Origin of the sequence: Caldisphaera sp., from assembly GCF_046536515.1 — an archaeon.
Taxonomy (GTDB): domain Archaea; phylum Thermoproteota; class Thermoprotei_A; order Sulfolobales; family Acidilobaceae; genus Caldisphaera.
The window spans coordinates 12724-32818 of record NZ_JAWDMQ010000013.1 but is presented as its reverse complement, the minus strand read 5'-3'; the positions used below and the strand labels follow the sequence as shown (position 1 = coordinate 32818).

Sequence of the window (20095 nt, the reverse complement as noted above, 5' to 3'; positions counted from 1 at the left end):
GCAATTGAACTTAAAGCACAAGAATATGGCATTAAAGTATATGAAGTTATAGAATATAATACCTCAAAGTATTGTGCTTATTATAACTTAGAAGTTAAAAGAAATCCTAGAGGAGTCATTAGTTGTCCATTAAAACATAAACTTCATTCTGATTTAAATGGAGCTTTAAACATATTAAAGAAAGCAACAGGTAAAGTCTTATCAACAATAAAAAACCCCTATCTTTTATTGTAGAACATAACAGAGTAGCACCCGTAAAAGGGGTGTAACCCTTAAGACCTCAGGAAACTCGCCCTTCAGGGCGGGGAGGAGGTCAGAGCACTTGAAGGCATGCACCACATGGAATAGCTGGTTCCTTACTATTTACGGCAATCAATATTTCTTTTACTTTCTTTTCTCCATGAGATATTGCATTAAAAATTGCTACCCTTTCAGCGCATATAGTCAAGCCGTAACTGGCATTTTCAATGTTAACCCCCCAGTAAACATTATTATTATCAGTTCTTACAACAGAAGCAACATTATATTTAGAATAGGGCGCATAAGAATTTCTAATTATTTATCTTGCCAAATTTACCATATCTTCTGGTACATTTTCCATGTTTCTCACAGTTTCCGTATTTCCTACTTTAATTTATATGCATTCTATATAGATTATATAGAAATCTATAGGTTCTTTAGAAATATTTATAAATACGTTTTATGATATAGACACATGGGAAAAAACATGAGCAATCACAATCCGTTTGGAAATATAGATAATACAAAAACTAACATAAGCCATTTAAAAGTTTGGTTTACAGCTGGTATGGGATTCTTTACAGATGCCTATGATTTATTTGTTATTGGTATTATCCTAGTTATATTAAACAAGATTGCATCCCCATCGTTTCCAGTAACAGCTTATTATGAGTCTTTGCTTGCTTCATCAGCAATAATAACAGCTATATTAGGCCAATTAACTTTCGGTAGAATTGCAGATATTGTTGGTAGAAAGAAAGTTTATGGAGTTGAAGCCACAATATTAGCAATTGGAGCATTAATGAGCGCCTTTTCACCCAATATATATTGGTTATTAGCTTCTAGATTTTTAATGGGTTTCGGTATAGGAGGAGACTACCCAATATCATCAACAATAATGAGCGAGTATTCACCAAAAAAAGATAGAGGAAAAATGGTTTCGCTGGTCTTTGCCTTCCAGGGAATAGGGTATGGAATCGCTGTAATAGTAGGATTGATATCGGTATATTTATTTCCAGCATCGATAGCTTGGAGGATATTAGCGGGCTTTGGTGCAATACCGCCGGCTTTAGTTATCTATTATAGAAGAAAAATACCAGAAACACCTAGATATAGCTTATTAGTAAAGCATGACAAAGAAGAAGCGTTAAAAGCGGCAAGCTTTGTTGGAGGAAACATTACAACAACTCAAGTGAAGTCTAAAAATTACAGCATAACTGAATTTTTAAGAAATTATGGTTTATTATTGCTAGGAACTTCATTACCATGGTTCTTCCTGGATATAGCCTTATATGGTACAGGTGTGTTTTCATCACCAATTACTTTAGCTATACTAGGCGGATCAAAGGGTTTACAGGCTGATGTTTTAAGGGCAGGTATTCCTTTATTAATAGGTATTCCAGGTTATTTCATAGCAGCGGCTTTCATAGATAAAATAGGTAGGAAGTTTATACAGTCAATGGGTTTTGCAATGATGTCAATTCTTTACGCTGTTATATCAGCATCTATTATTGCTTCCGGAACAAAAATTGCTGGGTTTTTAATACCAAGCGAATTAGCATATATATTGTTTGGATTAACATTCCTATTCATAAACTTTGGTCCAAATACTACTACATTCGTCTTACCTTCAGAATTATATCCAGTTAGGTATAGAACTACAGGTCATGGTATTTCAGCTGCTTCCGGAAAACTTGGTGCTGCAATAACTACTTTTCTATTCCCGTTTTTGCTGAAATTCTATGGATTAAAACCAATATTAGCAATGCTTGCTGTAGTAAGCGCTTTAGGATTTATAATAACTGTTCTATTAGTACCTGAACCTAAAATGAAAAGCCTAGAAGAGGTAAGCAAAGAAAAATTGGAAATTTATGAAAAACCTATATCAGCTTAAGCTATAGGTTTTCCTAAGGGTTTTCCTTCTTCGTTTTTTATTTCTTTATTTTCAATAATATATTTTAAAAGCGATAAAGCTCCTCTTCTTGATAAGTATTGATTGTTGTTCCCGCAATAGGGAGAAAAAACGCATCTGGGGCAACCGTCTTCACAATTACAAGAAGAAACTATTTTTAAAGCTAATTCCTCAATCCTTTCAAATCTATCAAAAACAAGCTTTGAACCGCCATGACCTCCTATCGATGAATCATAAATAACTATATGACCTGAAGGATAGCTTATTCCACCTAAGTCTGTATCCGATGCTCCTATTATTGGTCTAGATGCTGAAATTAAAACATGCTCTAATGCATGATAGCTACTTATTTTCTTTTCTCCACTTTCAAACATTAGTTCTGGATATTTTGTTAATATCCCTTTAGTCCAATAATCCCATCTTAAAGGCCTTTCATAATAAGAAGTAGATATAATAGTACCAGAATATTCGTCTTTAACCACATATCCTTCAACTTCTATCATTATATGCAAATCTCCGTATGTTATAGGTATTATACCGGCAACTCTTTTCTCTTTTGGTATTACTTCTATTACATCTATATTATATAAAGGCTTTGTATAGAAATGGATATCATTATTTAGTTTTATAACTTCAGCTCTGTAAGAGTCTATATCAAGCTTTATTGATAAATATACTTCCCCCGAATGATAATATACAGCATTAGGATGAAGCTCGTACATAGCTTGAGGCATCTCTCTATACCCTATGTTTTTGTTTTTATAATATATCTTAACTATAGGTCCTAATGATCTTATAGAACTATTTAAAACGAAGTTTCTGCTTTCCTTCCAATTTGGATGATATATATTATGGACTTCTGTTATAAATCCTTTTTGTAATAATTCATTTAAAACATCTAAAAACTCTTCAGGCATATCATCTTTTTTGATAAATCCTTTTTGTAATAAATATGAAATAAAATGTAGCTTTAATATCTCTTTATTTCCAGGCTCTATATATCCTGGATCTGGTTCTTGAGAGAAATATTTTTCAGGATTGTTTAAATAAAAAGATTCTATAGGATCATCGCCCATTATTGTTATTACTACCCCAGGATTTCCCCTCCTTCCCGCCCTCCCTGCCCTTTGTAAATAACTTGAATAGCTCTTAGGTAGGGAAGTCATAACTATTGCATCTAGATCTCCAATATCAATACCTAATTCAAGCGTAGGCGTTGAAACTACTCCTTTTACTAAACCTTCCTTTATATCATTTTCTACTTTTTTCCTCGTTTCAGCGCTTAACCCAGCCCTGTGCACTAGCACTTTTGTATTATAATTTTTTCTTGATATTTTTGAAATTAATTCGCTCATTTGTTGGGAATCTGTAAATGCTAATACTTTTAATCCTCTCTTTATTAAAGAAGAAATTATGTATGAAGAAAAAGTCCACCTACTCATATAACCATGGTCTATAAAGACGTGGAGGGCTGTCCCTTTTCTTCTCTTAGGACCATATATTACTTTAACCTTCCTTCCAAAAAGTCTTTCTCCCATTTCTTCAGGATTTCCTATAGTTGCACCCGAACCTATAAATAAAACATCTTCTTTTGAAAGCTTGGACAACCTATATAATATCCATTTCATATGGGAACCGAAAATGCCCTTATAAGTATGCATTTCATCTATCACAATAAATTTCAAATTTTTTAAAGCATTCCTAAATTCTGACGAGAGAGCTATGCCTAGATGAATCATATCTGGATTGCTTATCAATATTTGAGGTGTATTTTTATAAATTTCAGCTCTTTCTTTTGCTGGTGTATCTCCATCTATAATCCCAAAACTTATTCTTAATTCCTTTGATAAGCTGGATATCCTTGAGATTTGATCCCTTTCCAAGCTCTTTGTTGGATAGATAAACAAGGCCTTTTCTTGACTTTTGTTTAATATATTAAGTATTGGAATTAAAAAAGCCTCAGTCTTTCCTGTTGCAGTGCCTGCTGAAATAATTGTATCATTATTATTTAATATCGATTCAATTGCTTCTTGTTGGAACTTATACAATTTTATTATACCATAATTTATTAAAGCCTTTTTTAGTTCTTCAGATAAATTCATGTCTTTAATATTCGATCCTAAATCCGGATATCCATAGCTTTCATTATAAACATATGAAATCTTAGAGTTTTGATTCTTAACTATTTCATTTAAAATATTTAATAAATCAAGAAGGTTTGGCTGTATGTCCTGTTCCATAGTTTTTATGCCTCACATAATTTGATAAATTAACTAGCTCAATACTTCTATCTATAAGCCAAGAAAGATTCTTATCGCCCCACGACCTTCTTATCTTAAGCTTCTCATATTTTACTTCTAGCATTTCTTGTCCTTCATAATTATATACCTTAAATCTTCCCTTAACTCTGTTCTTTAAATTTCTAACTAAAATTATGTGAACTATATATTCGTTTGGCTCCAAATTTAAACTTGCATAACCTGATTTACCTATTTTATAAGTACCTTTACCTTCTATCAAAGGTTCATTGATTATTTCCTCCTTCCCTTTTCTAAATACGACTATTATCTTTCTAATAGCATGAAGGCCTGTTTTGCTTTTAGTTGATTCAACTTCTAACCTAAACTTACTCATATTAATCCTCTAATTTATTAATCTTTTTTAAGGCTATTAAGATTTATTAACAATACTTTAAAAGGTTCCTATAAAATTGATATTTGGTAGAGATATTGAAAGATTTAATAATAGCAGGCCTAGGTGTTTCGGGCTCAACTCTAGCGTACGCTTTATCAAATAAAGGATTTAAAATTACAGCGTATGACCCTATTAAAAAATATAATAAAGCATGCGGAGAACAAATAACAGGGACTAAAAATACATTAAACCTTATAAAGAAATCAGATTCTATAGTTACTATTCCGAATTATTTTAGCATATATGTTAACAATAAAGAAAAGGCTAATATTAATTTTGGGGGTTCCTCTCCTTGGTATATAGTAAATAAGTCTAAATTTGTTCAATATTTAAGGGAATCTTCTATATCCAATGGCGTAGAGGTAATTTATAGGAATTGGAAAAATGAAAGAGGGATTATAACTGTTGATGCAAGAGGTCCTTTTTCTGGGAGCTTAAAAAACAAGATATTAGTTAAAAGATATATTTTAAAGACTGAATGGGATCCAAACCATGTTATATTAGATTTTAGACCCAACGAGGGAGGGCTTTATTGGATTTTTCCAGCGGACAACGACGGGAGATTGGTTAACACAGGAGGTGGATTTGTAAATTTATGGAATGATGAGGCGCTTAGCAAATCAATTATAGAATATGCAAAATTAAATCTAAAAAACTTTGAAATAATAGATGTAAAAGCGGCACCCCTTGATGTTTTTTCTCAATATAAACATTATTCCGATAATATGTTTTATGTGGGAGAGGCTGCCGGGCTTGTTCTAGCAATAAGTGGGGAAGGTAATAGACCTGCAATAGAGTCATCTTATGCTTTATCCGATGCCATAGTAAAATACGCCTTAGAGATCAATGATGTAAAAAATTATTACCTAAAACTATCAAAGAAAATAGTTAATGATTCCATACTATCTAGGAAATTATTTACGTTTACATATAAATATAGAAAATCAATCGACATGGTTAATGTTTTAAACAACATACCTAAGTGGTTTTGGTATAAGTATTTATCGGTTAACTTAGAGATTAATGATATAATAAAATTGGGATCTGATTTAAACTTTATTTTATCTGTTATTAATGGAATAAAATATTAGTACTAATCTCCTCTCTACCCTGAAGAGTTCTTTGATGTCTAAAGGATTACACTTTTATGGCTACTCTTTTACCTCCTGATATTGTGGGAGTAAAGTCAACTATTACTCTCATTTTTTAAAAATTGAGCAGAGGGAATATGCCCTTATTAGAGATGTTAGTTTGGGTAGAAGCGTACCCATCCATAAGGGCAGGGTAGTTTAAATACCTTTGCTTAATTTTCTTTTAATCTTTTCCATGAGTTGTTCAATTGTATATTTTCCATTAATGTTAAAGTATTATTTATTAATTAATTTTTTAAAAATACTGCTTTGAGTTTAAACTTATAAGCTTTTTTAATAACATATAAATAGGGAACGATGGCAATTAAAGAAGAATTTTTGAGATTACTTAGAGAAGATGAAGAATTCCGTTATACAGTGGCTGGTTTTTTAGGCTTGGATAGCATATTAAAAGAATTAAAACAACTTAGAGAAGATTTCAATAGGTTTATTGAACTTGAGAACAAACGTTGGGAGGAAAATAATAAGAAGTGGGAGGAAGCTAATAAGAGATTTGAAGCTATAGAGAATGAATTAAAACAGTTTATTGAACTTGAGAACAAACGTTGGGAGGAAAATAATAAGAAGTGGGAGGAAAACAACAAACGTTGGGAGGAAAATAATAAGAAGTGGGAGGAAGCTAATAAGAGATTTGAAGCTATAGAGAATGAATTAAAACAGCTAAGGATGGATTTTAATAATATTTTTGCATCATTCAGTAGGCGTTTAGACGCCTTAGGAGCTAGATGGGGAATAGTTTCTGAGCAAGCTTTTAGAAACGGTATGAAAGGGGTAGTTGAAAAAATATTAGGAGCTGGAAAGGTTGAAAAATGGGTATATAGGGATGATTCTGGAGAAGTTTATGGATATCCAAGCGTGATAGAGGTAGATATGTTAATAAAAGATGGAGAGCATATACTAATAGAGATTAAGTCAAGTATATCAAGAGGAGATGTAATAGAATTTTGGAGAAAAGCTAAATTTTATGAAAAGATAACAAACATCAAACCTAAGTTAATTATAATATCACCATATGTGGATGATAGAGCATTAGAAGATATAAACAGGTTTGGAATTATATTGTATAAAGAAACTTAATAAAAATAAAAAGCAAGCCTTTCTCTCTTGTTGTTTATATTTATTGCTATTTTTATAAATAAACTTTTACAAAATGATATTATGATAATTTTAACGTGGGCCCGCGGGGATTCGAACCCCGGACCGCCCGGTTATGAGCCGGGCGCTCTACCTAGCTGAGCTACGGGCCCTCAATATTTTCTATATTTTGTTGGTTTATTAATTCTTTTGCAGGTTTTTAACTCTTATCATAATAAAAATCAGCATAAAGATTAAAATATATCAGGCAACCTAATATAATATTGAGTTGGTGGTGGGGAAGTGTCAGAAGCTATTGTTATGATAAATACAGATGTCGGTAAGGAAAACGATATATTTAATAAGTTAAACGAAATGCAAGAGGTTAAAAAAGTTTACATGGTCTACGGAATACATGATATAATAGCTTTTGTTGAAGCAGAAAGCATGGATAAGCTAAGAGGGCTAATAACTGATAAAATAAGGAGACTTGATGGTGTAAAAAGCACCTTAACAAGTATAGTTGTTATAAGCAAAGAAAAAAGATAGTTTAGATGAAAAAGTAATGGATAACATAATTACAATTTCTTTTGATGATATAGATAGCCAGTATGGTGGGTGTACAACCCACTTTACTGGAATTTTTCTTTATGAAATTAAAAACAAAATAAAATTAATAGATTACCCATTGTTAGTAAGATTAAACCCCGGAATACCTTGGAAAACCAGAGGTAATGCTTCAACAGCTTTAAGATTTATTTATAACAATCCTGATGAAATTTTTGAAATAGCTAAAAATTTAGTCGAAGAATACATAAATCCCAGACCTCCATCACCTAATAAAAAACCTGGTATTGTTGTAACTCAGGGTAAAGTTTGGGAAGAAGATAATTTTAAAAATTTTTATAAAAAAGCATTATCTGATGTTGTTTTATTAGACGAAGCAATAAATATCTTAGAAAAGAATAAGGCATTATATTATGGAGGTAAAGGATTAATCGGAGCAACAGCAGCCCAAGGATCTTTAGGATTATATGAACCATATACATTTGAACTTATTTTTTACAGAATTCCTGATAATTGGGATAAAGAAAGGTGTGTTAGAGACGATATGGTTTTAAAAATAGAAAAAAGCTTACCTGGTTGCAGTATAAATAATTATGATTATATAAAAGAGAGAACATCTGTAAAACCTAACGGCCCCGACCCCATACTCTCTGGATTTAGAGGAAGTTGTGAAAAACTTCTTTGGAAGTATGAATATTCTTTATGTGAAACCCCCCATTTCGCTTTATTGTTTAGAAGTAATCAACATACAAGTTATGGATTGTTTAATGATTTATTTCCATACCCATATAGAAATGTAGAAATTGAAGGTTATGTCTTAAATATAAAGGTTTTACCGAAAGGACATGTAATTGTTTCAATAAATACAAAATATGGAATTTTTGATATTTCTTTATATAAAGATACAGGACCTTTAAACGAAGCAGCTAAATTACTTGCTAAAGGTGATTATATTAAAGTTCAAGGATCTGTAAGGCCATATTTTTATAATTCGAACCCAACTATATCAGCTTATTCTATGGAAGTAATTTATGTAAATCAAATTAAAAAAACACTTTCTCCTAGATGCCCACTATGTGGTAACAGAATGAAAAGTTTGGGACATAATAAAGGTTATAGGTGTGAAAAATGTGGTTTTATAACAAAACAGACTGATAAAATTGAAATAAAAATGAACAGAAAGTTATTGCCTGGAATATATATGCCAGAAACAGGAGAATTAATGCATTTACAAAAAGAAAAGTATACAATACTTCCTATACTAACAAATTTTAATTATATAGATTTGAACCAAATATTCAAGATATATTCTAATCAATAACTGACCTTCTCCCCGCCCTGAAGGTTCCTTTTAGGGGGTTCATCGGTCAGCACCAGAGACCCCGTCCGTGAGGGCGGGGTAGTTTACCGGTTCCCCTCATCTGTTCGGGATTACATCTGTCATCTGAGGGGCAGTCGGGGTGGTCAGAGATCCCCCCATCTTTTTGTATGCTTTCTTTTCAATGTTTAATATTCTTATTTTATCCCTATTAGCCTCAAAGCCACATTTAGTACATTTAAATCTCCTATAATTAACCTCTACAAGCTTAGAGCCACATATTGGGCATATTGACGATGTACCTTTAGGATTGATAACAATTGATGGTACTCCATGCTTTTTGCTCTGCCAGTCAATCCAATATTCTAACCTTCTATAACCTAGTATTAGCAATGCAGTTTTGTGCTCCTTGGGTAGTTTCCTGAGAGCCTCTACTAAGTTTGTCAAGTCTTCTCTAACAACAGCATGTTGATGTTGTTTTGCTAGCAATACAATTGTATGGGATATCTTCTTAGCCCAATCATCTATAATGTTCCTAGCCTTTCCATAAAAGTATCTTACCCTTTTCCTAATACCTCCTCTCCTAAGTCAAGCATTGTATTTAGGATAGGAATGCCTTTTCTGAAGCCTTTCAGCTAATTGTCTATAATGCAAGGCTTTCAGTTGTAAAATTTTATATGATATGTTAACTCCCCGGTTAACAACCCCTCTGTTTCTTATGGAAAACAGAAGTCCTAACCCCCTCTGTTTCTTATGGAAAAACTGTAACTACTGTTTAGATTTAATTTTATATTAATGTAGTTTGTATAATGGTAGATCTATGAAAATTTATATTGTTAAAAGGTTTCTAGTTGAAACAGAGGGGTGAACCCCTTCTTAATATAAATTATTAACCATAGTTTTACAGTAAACTATATTAAAATAAATATACAATCACTAAATTTAATAAATAAAAACTAGCAAATTATAACATATAATTATTTAACTAAGTGATTTATATTAAATAAGAAACAGTTGCTAATTTAATAGCTTATCTTTGACATTTGTTACTAAAAAGCACCCCTCTGTTTCCTCTGCATCCCACCTTTTAACTCTAAAATATAAACCTCCCTTACAAAATAGATATTGGAATGCAAGGGTGTGTGTATGTATCTAGAGCTTAGGTTTCATGGAAGAGGCGGAGAAGGAGCAGTTACAGCAGCAACAATATTAGCTAGAGCAGCTGTTTTAGAAGGTAAATATGCTCAAGCAATTCCAAGTTTTGGTGCCGAAAGGAGAGGTGCTCCAGTAGAAGTTTATTCGAGAATTTCTGATAAACCCATAGAAAAACATAGTCAAGTAAGAAATCCTGATGCAGTAGTAGTTTTGGATTATGAACTCATTAAAATGGTAAATGTTTTGGCCGGTTTAAAACCCAACGGAATTGCAATTGTTAACTCCCCGGTTAACAACCCTTTAGATAATGTAAAAACGTTTTGTGTTGATGCAACAAAAATAGCTAAAAACCATAACTTAGTTATTAGTGGATGGCCTACTGTAAATACTGCAATATTGGGAGCAGTTTCAAAAGCTTTAGGTATAGTTTCTATAGACTCAATAAGCAATGCTATTGCTGAACAATTTTCATCGCCAAACATAGCTAAAGCAAATGCTGCTGCAGCGCTAGATGCATACAAAGAGACCTCATTATGTGGTGGTTTATATTGAATTTCTATTTTTATATATTTAGCTTATTTAAGTTTAATTTGGTATACATAAAGGGGTGTAGGGTATGACACAAGAGAACTCTACCTTGATAATAAAAGAGGCTGAAACATATTTTGCTGTCCCGATATCTAGGCCAGATTTTGGATCTTCAGGTAAAACAGGTTCATGGAGAACCGAAAGACCTATAATAAATGAAGAGAAATGTACAAAGTGCTTATATTGTTGGTTATATTGTCCCGAAGACACTATTTTAAGGAGGCAAGATGATATGGTTTATGTTGATTATGATTATTGTAAAGGATGTGGTATCTGTGCTGCAGTATGTCCAGTTAATGCAATAGAAATGGTTCCTGAAGTAAAAACGGGTGAGAATTAATGATTAAAACTTTAACAGGAAATTATGCGGTAGCGGAAGCAGCTAAGCTAGCTAGGATTAAAGTAACATCAGCTTATCCAATAACACCTCAAACTACAATAGTAGAGAAGCTATCAGAAATGATAGAGAAAGGAGAGCTTGAAGCAAAAATGATAAGGGTTGAAAGTGAGCACAGCGCCTTAGCTGCAACATTGGGTGCAGCAGCTGCAGGATCTAGATCTTTTACAGCAACAGCAAGTCATGGGTTACTATATATGCATGAAGTGTTATGGTGGACAGCCTCTGCAAGAATACCAGTGGTTATGGCAGTTGCAGCAAGAGCCATTGGTGCTCCTTGGAATATACATGTAGAGCACAGCGATATTGTAGATCAAAGGGATACAGGTTGGATAATAGGTATTGCCCAAGAAAACCAGGAAGTTTTAGACATGACAATACAAGCATTTAGGATTAGTGAAGATCCAAGAGTTTATTTACCTGTTATTGTTGGTCTAGATGGATTTATTTTAACGCACACCGTTGCCCCGGTAAATGTTCCTGATCAAAAAGATATAGATAATTGGTTACCTCCAAGAATGCAACCATATGTTATTACACCAGAATCAAAAATAGCTATGGGAAACATGACAAGCGATGATGATTATTATATGATGAGATATTCTATTCAAGTAGGTCAAGAAGCAGCTAAGAAAGTGATTGAGGAAGTTGATCAAAGCTACGGAAAGGCATTTGGTAGATATTATGGAGGGCTTGTAGAATGTTATAAATGCGATGATGCTGATTATGTAATGGTATTAATGGGAAGCTGGGCTGGCGATGCAAAAGAAGCCATAAAAATTTTAAGAGAAAAAGGTATTAATGCTGGAATAGCAAGAATTAGATTTATAAGACCATGGCCTGCTGAAATTTTAAGAGAAAAACTATATAATAAGAAAGGAGTGTTAGTTTTCGATAGGAGCATATCTTTTGGAAATACCGGCCAACTGTTTACTGAGCTATCTTCAACACTTTATGGAATGACTAATATAAGGGGGGTAATAGCAGGGCTTGGAGGAGTAGATGTTTTGCCGGAAGATTTTGCAAACGAGATGATAGACTTTGTTAATAAAGTAGAAGAAAATGGTAAGGTTTATGATCCAATTAAGTGGTTGTTCCCAATGAAATATAGGAATGTTAAGGTAGAGGAGGTGGCCTCATAATGCCCGTTAGGTTATCAGATTTTCCTAGAGTAAGATATGGTATGCCAGGTAATGCTGCCTGTCCAGGATGCCCCGAAACTATGGGATTAAGATATGTTAAGATGGCATTAGGAGATAATGTTGTATTAGTAATTCCAGCAGGTTGTAGCAGCGTAATTCAGGGGTATACACCAAAGAGCGGTATTAATTTTCCCATATTAAACATAGTTTTTGCAAGTGCTGCAAGCGCGGCATCTGGAATGCAAGCTGCTTTCGAATCCCAAGGTAAAGACACAACTGTAATTGTGTGGGCCGGAGATGGTGGTACAGGGGATATAGGCTTTCAAGCTATGAGCGGCGCAGCAGAGAGGAACGATAATATAATTTATATTTGTGCTGATAACGAGGCTTACATGAACACAGGGATCCAGAGGAGCAGTTTAACTCCTTATGGTGCTTGGACTACAACTACATGGACTGGCAAAAAAGAGCATAAGAAAAACATACCTATGATAATGATAGCCCACGATGTACCTTATGTTGCTACAGCAACAGTTGGTTACCCCCAAGACTTTATTGATAAGCTTAGAAAGGCTGCAAAAATTAAGGGATTTAAATATATACACCTCTTAGCTCCAGATCCTGTAGGATGGAAATTTGATCCAAGCCTTACTGCAAAACTGGGTCAATTAGCTGTTCAAACAGGTCTATTCCCACTTTATGAATATGAAAACGGAAAGCTAACGGTCAGCGTATTTAGCAGGCTATATAGAAAACCCGAAAAAAGAGTTCCTATAATAGAATATATTAAAGTCCAGGGAAGATATGCACAATTGATGAAAGATCCAGAAAAAATTAAAGGGTTGGAAGAGGAGATAGAAAGGCAATGGAAATGGATAGATGTTTTAGAAAAATCATCCAATCCAAGCAATGCTGCTTCACAAATAATAAAAGAAAATAAATAATTAGCTGCTAGCATTACTTTTATCTTCTATTAATGTTTCGTTTCTTATTTTTCTTATTTCTCTAATTTCTTCAGAATTTTCAACAAGAGTTGGAATAAAATTAGTTAAATCTAAAATTTCTTCTTTTGGTTTTTCTATTTCAAATTTAGCTATAACATTTTTTGTTGTAGGATCAATAATCTTTAGATACTCATAAAGGGGGTCGTTATATAAAATTGCTATTACCTCTTTAGAATGATAACTTGTAAACTTTTCGTGAATATTATATACCATAATCCCACCACTATTATTATTGTAAACTAGGATTTATAAGAAGAAAGCCAGGAAAAAAGTTTTTAATAAAAATTAAAAACTTTAAAATAGTTTAACTTAAACCTTATATAACTATACCTTTATTCCCTCTGCAGTTCTAATTAGATATGAGGTTAGGTGTGTAGTTTGAGCGAAGATACATTAAATCTATTGGATTTGGCAAACAAGTTTTTAGCATCATTAGAAGAGCCTTTCGTGGGAAGGCATGAAGAAGCATTGGTTATAGCATTATCTCTTATAACAGGAGAGCATGTAGTGTTGATAGGAGAGCCTGGAACTGCCAAAAGTGCTATGGCAAGAAGGTCGGCCGATTTATTAGAAGCAAAATATTTTAAATACCTTTTAACAAAGTTTACAGAACCAAGCGAGCTTTTTGGACCCCTTGATATAGCAGGCTTAAGGAGAGGTATTTATAAGAGGATAACAAAAAACAAGTTGCCTGAGGCAGAGATAGCCTTTCTAGATGAAATATTTAATGCTAACAGTGCTGTTTTAAATAGCATTTTAAGCATAATGCAGGAAAGAATATTATACGATGGTTATAATGAAATAAAAGTACCATTATGGACTTTAATGGGAGCAAGCAATAGAATCCCGGAAGAACCTGAGCTAGAGGCACTTTATGATAGGTTTTTGTTTAGACACAACGTTAGGCCTGTTGATGAAGAACATTGGGAAGGTTTACTCAATGCATCTTGGGATATAGAGAAAGGAGTTTATATGCAAGCAAGTAAAATCATGGATATAAGCAATGTTAAGGCATTAAATTCATTGTTGTTTAAAGTAGATATAAATAACATTAAAAGCAAATTATTAAGGATGTTCATGATATTAAATGAGAAGGGATTGCAGCTAAGCGATAGAAGAAAGGGCAAGATATTAAAGGCAATAGCTGCTCATGCACTTCTGGAAAAGAGGTATCAAGCAACAGAATCAGATTTGATAGTATTAAAATATACAGTCCCTAAAAACATAGAGGATTTTGAAAAAATAGGGACCATATTGATGGAGGAATTAAAAACAAAGGATAGAGTTATGAGGGAATTAGAAGAAATAACAAACAATATAAAGACTTCTAGAAGAAGTTTACAACAGATGCAATCTTTTGATCCAAGGCTTTTGGAAATATATAAAAACTTAAAGGCTGCAAAGTCAAAAGTTCAAAATTTAGTTCAAGACGTTGAAGATGAAGAAATAAGGAAGAAGGCAGAAGAACTGAATGATATGATAGAATCCTTATCTCAAGAAATAATGATTAAATTAAATATGTGAGGAACCTAATATGGAGAACCAAAATAAAAAGAAAGAAAGTGTTTATAGAGAAATAGGCAATATAGATGAGCTAAGGCTTTATAGAGGGGAAAAAATATTAGCAACAGCAAAGGACTTATCAGCAAAAAACTTAGATCCAAGAATTTCTCCATATCTAGGTATAGACCTGTTTTACACTTATTATTTTCCAATACCATCAACAGATGAAAGGTCACCTGAAGATGACGAAGAGGAGGCTTTTAGAAGAACAGTTATATCTACTTTGCTAAAAACGGAATCTGCATGGAAAACTAAAATATATACATCTGCAGACAGCATAACAAGTATAGTTGCAGCAGCATCTTTTATAGAAAAACTTAACAAACTATTACCACCTAATCAAGGAAATAATAAAGGTAAAGAGGGAAGTAGTCAAGATGAGTCTGATAATGAAGGAAATAATTCAGAAGAACTGCAAAATGCTATACAAAAAGCTTCCGAGTCAGCCATGAAAGATGCTGAGATGGCAAAGGAAGTCAAAATGCTGGCTGAAAAAATGGGTGCAGGTAAAGGAAGTATTTTTTCATTAGAGGGCTCTGCAGAAGAAATATTGAAGTTAGCAAGGGAAACGGATGTAGCAAGGATTTTAGAAAAGATAGAAGGTTTGAAGATGATAACAAATGCTAAAACTAAAAACACTATAAACTATTCAAAAGGTTGGATATCAGGAATCGAAATAGGAGGGGATATAGAAAGAGTACATTATAGCCAGCTTGCATTTCCAAGTTTATTATTCTATGCAGAGTTTGCCAATGATAGACTATTATTATATGAAAAAAACTTACCTTCAAATAAAGGACCTATTTACGTTTTATTAGACAAAAGCGGTAGCATGGTAGGTTCAAAAATAGATTGGGCAAGGGCAGTTGCAGTTGCATTATTTAAAAAAGCTATGGATGAGGGCAGAAACTTTTTTGTTAGATTCTTTGATTCGGTTCCTTATCAACCCATAAATGTTAAAAGCAATGCAAAAGCATCTGATATATTAAATGTCTTGTCATATTTAGCAAGGATAAAAGCGGGGGGAGGTACTGATATAACAAGAGCAATATCTTCTGCTGTTGATGATATGGAAAAAACTAAGACAAGCAGTAAAGATAAACCGAGTGACATAGTTTTAATAACTGATGGAGAAGACAGGCTTAGCCCTGAAATAATAAACAAGCTTTTAAAGAAATCAAACTCCAGGTTGCATTCTGTAATGATACAAGGGCATAATGCGTTTTTACAATCAATTTCATATAGGTATTTATCAGTTAAGAAATTAGAGCAAAAAGAAGCATTAGAGGTTGCAGACTTTTCTTAAGGTTCTATATGATATGATTGCTTAATATTATCTACATTGATTTTATAAAGGTATTCCTCGCTTAAATTAAATTTTTTAGCAAGATCGGTTAATTTAGCTGGGAGCTCCCAAGGATACACAACTTTCTTATATGAGGGGTTATCAGGGAAGTCGCTTTCTATCATAAAAATTGGAGGTAGATTATAGAGGACAAAGTTTAAAACTTCATCAATTCCGTAAACTGTAGAAGAATATCCAAGGTTATTAATTTCTATTAACATTGATGGTTTTGCATGATGAAAAATTATTTTTCTCTTATCCTTTATGTTAACTTTGTTAATACTATAATCTATTAATTCCACAGTGTCTACATCAGCATTTTCTAAGTGCATATGTAACATACAATCATAGTCTCTAGCATATTCAAGGGATTTTTCCAAAATAAGCTGAGAAATTGCTACCCTTTCTGGCATGGTTTTATAATGTTGTCTTCCAACTTCTCCTATGCCGTAGAGAATTCCTTCCTTGCATAAATTAGACTCGTATTCTATAACTTTTAATCCTAAATTTAAAACACTAATTGGACTCATCTTTATTTTATCAATCAAAATATCTATATCTTCAGGGTGAAAACCGGCTATGCAAGCGGTTTTAATTCCTATTTCGTTTGATTTCTTACATTCATTGACTTGATAATCAATCATTTTCTTATAAGATTCAAAACCATTAAAACTATCAAAGTAATCCCATGGTGATGCAGAAACGTAAGAAATAAACCAACCTCCATTAGATTTGAATTTTTCTGAAATTTTGTATCCCAATCCTTTAACTGGATTTATATGAGAGTGTGCATCGGCGAACATCATATTTATCTCCAAATTCTTGGTGAAACTAAAATTTTTACAGTTTTGTTATAAACTATAAATGAAAATTAAATAAAATTAATTGTATCATAAAATATTTTTTAAATAATTATATACATTCAATTAAAAAAGGTTATAATCGCTTTATAATAAAATTTAAAATTAAAGGTGTTTGAAAATGAAGGTAGCTATAATTGGTCTAGGCAGGATGGGTAGAGGAATTGCAAAAAATCTTGTTAACAAGGGGTACGAAGTTGAAGGATTTGATATTGATAAAAACTTATACAAATTGCTATCAGATTTGAAGGGGTTTAAGCCTTTAAATAACATTTCAGATGCTCACGACTCAGATTACATATTATTATTATTGCCTACTGGTAAGGAAGTTATAGATGTAATAAAAGCCCTAAAAGATTATAAAGGAATCATTATAGATATGACCACTATGGGTTATGACGAAATAAATGATGTTATTAATTTTATAAATAATAGCGGGTTAAACTATATTTCAGCAAAAATAGAAAGAGGACCTGCTGATGCTGAGGCAGGTAGATTAGTATTTTATGTTGGTGGAAATAAGAAATTGTATGAAAAATCTAAAAACTTATTAAATGATATGGGAGAACATATTTATTTGGAAAGCAATGAGAATGCGAATATAATAAAACTAATAAGCACTTTATTATTAACAGCAAATACCATTCTTTTAGCAGAGATATCTCAAATAGCAGATAAATTAAAAATAGATAAGGATTTGTTAGTAAAGGCTTTATCTATGGGAGGCGCAGATTCAGTTCAACTAAGGTCTAGATTTCCCATGATGATTAATAAAAACTATAAAGAGATTTTCAGCATTAAGCTTGGAAAATATGTGGCAGAAAAGACTTTAGAATATCTCAATGATTATGGAATAAATTATACTCCCGTTTTAAGAAACATATTAGATGTGCTTAAATTAAGTAATATGCTAAAAATAGGAGATAAAGATATAGCAGAGATATCGGAATTCTACAAAAAAGTTAATAATGATAAAGAAACAGCAAACCTCAACTTTTAAGGTGGGGTGGCCATAAAAGAGTAACCTCTAGACATCAAAAAACCCTTTAGGGTGGGTTAGTAGTCATTTAATAAACTTTTTAATTCACTAGTTTTAATGAAAAATAGGGAGAGGAATTGAAAGAGGCAGTTTTTACAGATAAAGCACCTAAGCCTGTAGGTCCTTATAGCCAAGGTATATCATCTAATGGATTTTTATTTATTTCAGGTCAAGTCCCTTTAGATCCTAAAACAGGAAAGTTGGTCAGCGAAGATTTCGAAGAGCAAGTAAGAAGAGTATTAGAAAATTTAAAGGCTATATTAGAGGCATCTAATTTATCATTTGATGATTTAGTCAAGGTAACAGTTTTTATGAAAGACCCAACAAAATTCTCTACATTTAATAACATTTATTCAACATATTTTAAAGGATTATATCCAGCAAGGTCTGTTATATTTGTAAACGATTTGCCTGTTAACGCACAAATAGAGATTGAAGCCATAGCATCTAGGGAATAATTTTATGTTAAATAAAATTAAAAACTTTTTAAAGAATTTTTTTATAATAGCTGAATCTTTTAAGGAAGTAAGATCTATAGCAAGGAGAATGTTTATAACAAATTCTTTTGATTCAATTTTTGCATCTTTAGGTGTAATGGTAGGAGCTTATGAGCCAAGTTTAAATTCTTTAGTTTTAGGGATGAGTATATTAGGAAGTTCCCTAACTATGGGAATATTTAGTAGTATAATTTCGGTTTATTTTTCTGAAAGAAATGAAAGATTAAAAGAATTAAAAGAATTAGAAAAGGCACTTATGGTATCGCTGAAGGATAGCATATATGGAAAATCAATTAATTTTTTGTCTTTATATGTCTCATTGTGGAGTGGGGTCGGAGCCTTTGTTTTTACTTCTCTTATTTCATTACCATTCTTAGCTTCACATTTATTTAATTTTAATATGACACAGGCTTTAATAATATCTTTAATAATATCATTTTTTGAGTTAGGATATTTAGGATATTATATGGCCAAAATAAGTAATGAAAGTGCTTTAATAAATATTGTAAAAAACATTATTTTAGGTTTATTAGCAATAGCATTTGTTTTTCTAATTAAATATGCATTAAGAATTTATAGCGGGGGGTGGATTTGAACCACCGGCCTCGGGGTTATGAGCCCCGCGGGCTACCAGGCTGCCCTACCCCGCTCCATATAGATCATTGTTATACGTTGGGCTTTTATATATTTTCTATTATAAGGATTGAGTGAACTTTCTGCACTTATGAATTAACGTAAATAACAAGGATTCCTTCTCAAAATAACTTCGATTAACTTAAGGCGAGTTTATATTAACAAAACATTTTGTGATGCTTTATAGAAGAATTGGACTTGTTCTTTACAGGATTTTGTTCTCTAAATCCTGAGGCTGACCTCCTCCCCGCCCTGAATAGCGGGAATTCCCTGAGGTCTCAAGTGTTACACCCCTTTATGGGTATTACTCTATTATCGCCCAAGCCGATCAGGAGAAATCAGCTCCCGCTCCTCATGTTTTAAGGGTTGATTGCTTGAAACCATATTTTATTACACTTGTTAGTTGGGGTAGAGGCATACCTCATATTTCAGTGACGCATACCCCTTTAGCAACTGTCTCAATTTTTAATAAGTTTCTAATCTTAAAAAACTTTACCCCGCCCCTAGAAGGGGCTTGTCGTTCGCTTTATCAGTGTTAATTCAATATCTTTTTTATTAAAATCTTATATAAAAATGCTATAAACTATTCATAGGGAAAGTTATAAATGCAGACTTGAACGGGCAATAAATATTCTACATATCCCCAAGTCCCTTGGATCTGAGAGAAAAGGGCAACCCCCAGTGGGGGATAGGGGTAATAGGTTAAAGACTCAGCGAGTGGTCTATCTGGATAAATAGAGCAGGGTAGTGAAGAAACCTCTACCAGCTAGCTATGAAGTGATGAAAATGAAGGTTGTAAATCAAACCAATGATCCACCCTGAGAGAATCCTTGTCCTTCAGGGCGGGGAGGAGGTCAGATGATGCGTTTAATGCTCTACTTAATTATGATGATATTACTATGAGGGAACTTTACGA

The 20095-nt window shown here is 32.8% G+C and carries 21 protein-coding genes, 2 tRNA genes and 1 pseudogene; 16 read left to right on the top strand and 8 right to left on the bottom strand.

Annotation, left to right across the window (positions count from 1 at the left end; all coding sequences use genetic code 11):
* Positions 1-234, top strand: a 234-nt coding sequence (locus RXO53_RS03390) for a zinc ribbon domain-containing protein (RefSeq protein ID WP_410712854.1), incomplete at its 5' end; no start/stop codon positions are given.
* 79 nt (positions 235-313) lie between these two features.
* On the opposite strand, the gene RXO53_RS03385 is transcribed toward RXO53_RS03390, so the two are convergent.
* Positions 314-556: a cytidine deaminase gene (locus tag RXO53_RS03385; protein WP_410712856.1), complete on the bottom strand. Its 243-nt coding sequence runs from the start codon at positions 554-556 to the stop codon at positions 314-316.
* Between the two features lie 159 nt (positions 557-715).
* Between RXO53_RS03385 and RXO53_RS03380 the strand changes: the two genes are divergently transcribed.
* Positions 716-2134 carry an MFS transporter gene (locus tag RXO53_RS03380; RefSeq protein WP_410712853.1) on the top strand — a complete coding sequence of 473 codons (1419 nt, stop codon included), beginning with the start codon at positions 716-718 and terminating at the stop codon, positions 2132-2134.
* On the opposite strand, the gene RXO53_RS03375 is transcribed toward RXO53_RS03380, so the two are convergent.
* Positions 2131-4392 carry a DEAD/DEAH box helicase gene (locus tag RXO53_RS03375; RefSeq protein WP_410712852.1) on the bottom strand — a complete coding sequence of 754 codons (2262 nt, stop codon included), beginning with the start codon at positions 4390-4392 and terminating at the stop codon, positions 2131-2133. The genes RXO53_RS03380 and RXO53_RS03375 overlap by 4 nt on opposite strands.
* A complete protein-coding gene (locus tag RXO53_RS03370; RefSeq protein WP_410712851.1) occupies positions 4361-4786 on the bottom strand; it encodes a hypothetical protein in 426 nt (141 codons plus the stop codon). The genes RXO53_RS03375 and RXO53_RS03370 overlap by 32 nt, the downstream gene beginning before the upstream one ends.
* 83 nt (positions 4787-4869) lie before the next feature.
* On the opposite strand from RXO53_RS03370, the gene RXO53_RS03365 reads away from it, so the two are divergent.
* Both RXO53_RS03365 and RXO53_RS03360 read left to right on the top strand, forming a co-directional pair.
* Positions 4870-5937, top strand: coding sequence for a hypothetical protein (locus tag RXO53_RS03365; protein WP_410712850.1), 1068 nt, complete (start codon positions 4870-4872; stop codon positions 5935-5937).
* 357 nt (positions 5938-6294) lie between these two features.
* Positions 6295-7074 carry a PD-(D/E)XK nuclease family protein gene (locus RXO53_RS03360; protein WP_410712849.1) on the top strand — a complete coding sequence of 260 codons (780 nt, stop codon included), beginning with the start codon at positions 6295-6297 and terminating at the stop codon, positions 7072-7074.
* 96 nt (positions 7075-7170) lie between these two features.
* Here the strand turns inward: RXO53_RS03360 and RXO53_RS03355 are convergent.
* A tRNA-Ile gene (locus RXO53_RS03355) sits at positions 7171-7244 on the bottom strand.
* A 130-nt stretch (positions 7245-7374) separates the two neighbouring features.
* On the opposite strand from RXO53_RS03355, the gene RXO53_RS03350 reads away from it, so the two are divergent.
* Positions 7375-7620, top strand: coding sequence for an Lrp/AsnC ligand binding domain-containing protein (locus RXO53_RS03350; protein ID WP_292320715.1), 246 nt, complete (start codon positions 7375-7377; stop codon positions 7618-7620).
* A gap of 16 nt (positions 7621-7636) precedes the next feature.
* The gene (locus RXO53_RS03345) at positions 7637-8959 is read left to right on the top strand and encodes a DUF1743 domain-containing protein (protein ID WP_410712848.1); all 1323 of its coding nucleotides are present in this window, start codon (positions 7637-7639) and stop codon (positions 8957-8959) included.
* Between the two features lie 96 nt (positions 8960-9055).
* Here RXO53_RS03345 and RXO53_RS03340 read toward each other — a convergent pair whose 3' ends face one another.
* The gene (locus RXO53_RS03340) at positions 9056-9445 is read right to left on the bottom strand and encodes a zinc ribbon domain-containing protein (protein ID WP_410712847.1); all 390 of its coding nucleotides are present in this window, start codon (positions 9443-9445) and stop codon (positions 9056-9058) included.
* A gap of 657 nt (positions 9446-10102) precedes the next feature.
* On the opposite strand from RXO53_RS03340, the gene RXO53_RS03335 reads away from it, so the two are divergent.
* From RXO53_RS03335 to RXO53_RS03320, 4 genes are all read left to right on the top strand, one after another.
* Entirely contained in the window at positions 10103-10663 is a 561-nt protein-coding gene (locus RXO53_RS03335) for a 2-oxoacid:acceptor oxidoreductase family protein (RefSeq protein WP_410712846.1), read from the top strand.
* Positions 10664-10727: 64 nt separating this feature from the next.
* A complete protein-coding gene (locus RXO53_RS03330) occupies positions 10728-11039 on the top strand; it encodes a 4Fe-4S binding protein (protein WP_410712845.1) in 312 nt (103 codons plus the stop codon).
* Positions 11039-12238, top strand: a complete 1200-nt coding sequence (locus tag RXO53_RS03325) for a transketolase C-terminal domain-containing protein (protein ID WP_410712844.1) — start codon at positions 11039-11041, stop codon at positions 12236-12238. The genes RXO53_RS03330 and RXO53_RS03325 overlap by 1 nt, the downstream gene beginning before the upstream one ends.
* On the top strand, positions 12238-13182 hold the full coding sequence (locus RXO53_RS03320; protein WP_410712843.1) for a 3-methyl-2-oxobutanoate dehydrogenase subunit beta: 945 nt from the start codon (positions 12238-12240) through the stop codon (positions 13180-13182). The genes RXO53_RS03325 and RXO53_RS03320 overlap by 1 nt, the downstream gene beginning before the upstream one ends.
* Here the strand turns inward: RXO53_RS03320 and RXO53_RS03315 are convergent, their stop codons facing one another.
* Positions 13183-13455 carry a hypothetical protein gene (locus tag RXO53_RS03315; protein ID WP_410712842.1) on the bottom strand — a complete coding sequence of 91 codons (273 nt, stop codon included), beginning with the start codon at positions 13453-13455 and terminating at the stop codon, positions 13183-13185. It abuts the gene before it with no gap.
* A 165-nt stretch (positions 13456-13620) separates the two neighbouring features.
* Here RXO53_RS03315 and RXO53_RS03310 point away from each other — a divergent pair, with 165 nt between their 5' ends.
* Together RXO53_RS03310 and RXO53_RS03305 are read left to right on the top strand one after the other, a co-directional pair.
* A complete protein-coding gene (locus tag RXO53_RS03310; RefSeq protein ID WP_410712841.1) occupies positions 13621-14766 on the top strand; it encodes an AAA family ATPase in 1146 nt (381 codons plus the stop codon).
* A gap of 10 nt (positions 14767-14776) precedes the next feature.
* Entirely contained in the window at positions 14777-16111 is a 1335-nt protein-coding gene (locus tag RXO53_RS03305; protein ID WP_410712840.1) for a vWA domain-containing protein, read from the top strand.
* Here the strand turns inward: RXO53_RS03305 and RXO53_RS03300 are convergent.
* A complete protein-coding gene (locus tag RXO53_RS03300; protein ID WP_410712839.1) occupies positions 16108-16956 on the bottom strand; it encodes a TatD family hydrolase in 849 nt (282 codons plus the stop codon). The genes RXO53_RS03305 and RXO53_RS03300 overlap by 4 nt on opposite strands.
* Before the next feature lie 175 nt (positions 16957-17131).
* On the opposite strand from RXO53_RS03300, the gene RXO53_RS03295 reads away from it, so the two are divergent.
* The 3 genes from RXO53_RS03295 to RXO53_RS03285 all read left to right on the top strand — a co-directional run bounded on the left by RXO53_RS03295 (position 17132) and on the right by RXO53_RS03285 (position 19141).
* Entirely contained in the window at positions 17132-18010 is an 879-nt protein-coding gene (locus tag RXO53_RS03295; protein ID WP_410712838.1) for an NAD(P)-dependent oxidoreductase, read from the top strand.
* 116 nt (positions 18011-18126) lie between these two features.
* Positions 18127-18507 carry a RidA family protein gene (locus tag RXO53_RS03290; RefSeq protein ID WP_410712837.1) on the top strand — a complete coding sequence of 127 codons (381 nt, stop codon included), beginning with the start codon at positions 18127-18129 and terminating at the stop codon, positions 18505-18507.
* Positions 18508-18511: 4 nt separating this feature from the next.
* Positions 18512-19141, top strand: a complete 630-nt coding sequence (locus RXO53_RS03285; RefSeq protein WP_410712836.1) for a hypothetical protein — start codon at positions 18512-18514, stop codon at positions 19139-19141.
* On the opposite strand, the gene RXO53_RS03280 is transcribed toward RXO53_RS03285, so the two are convergent.
* A tRNA-Met gene (locus RXO53_RS03280) sits at positions 19123-19196 on the bottom strand. The genes RXO53_RS03285 and RXO53_RS03280 overlap by 19 nt on opposite strands.
* 572 nt (positions 19197-19768) lie before the next feature.
* Here RXO53_RS03280 and RXO53_RS03275 point away from each other — a divergent pair.
* Positions 19769-20041: pseudogene (locus RXO53_RS03275) on the top strand (RNA-guided endonuclease TnpB family protein); the annotation flags it as partial.
* Positions 20042-20095: the final 54 nt, after the last annotated feature.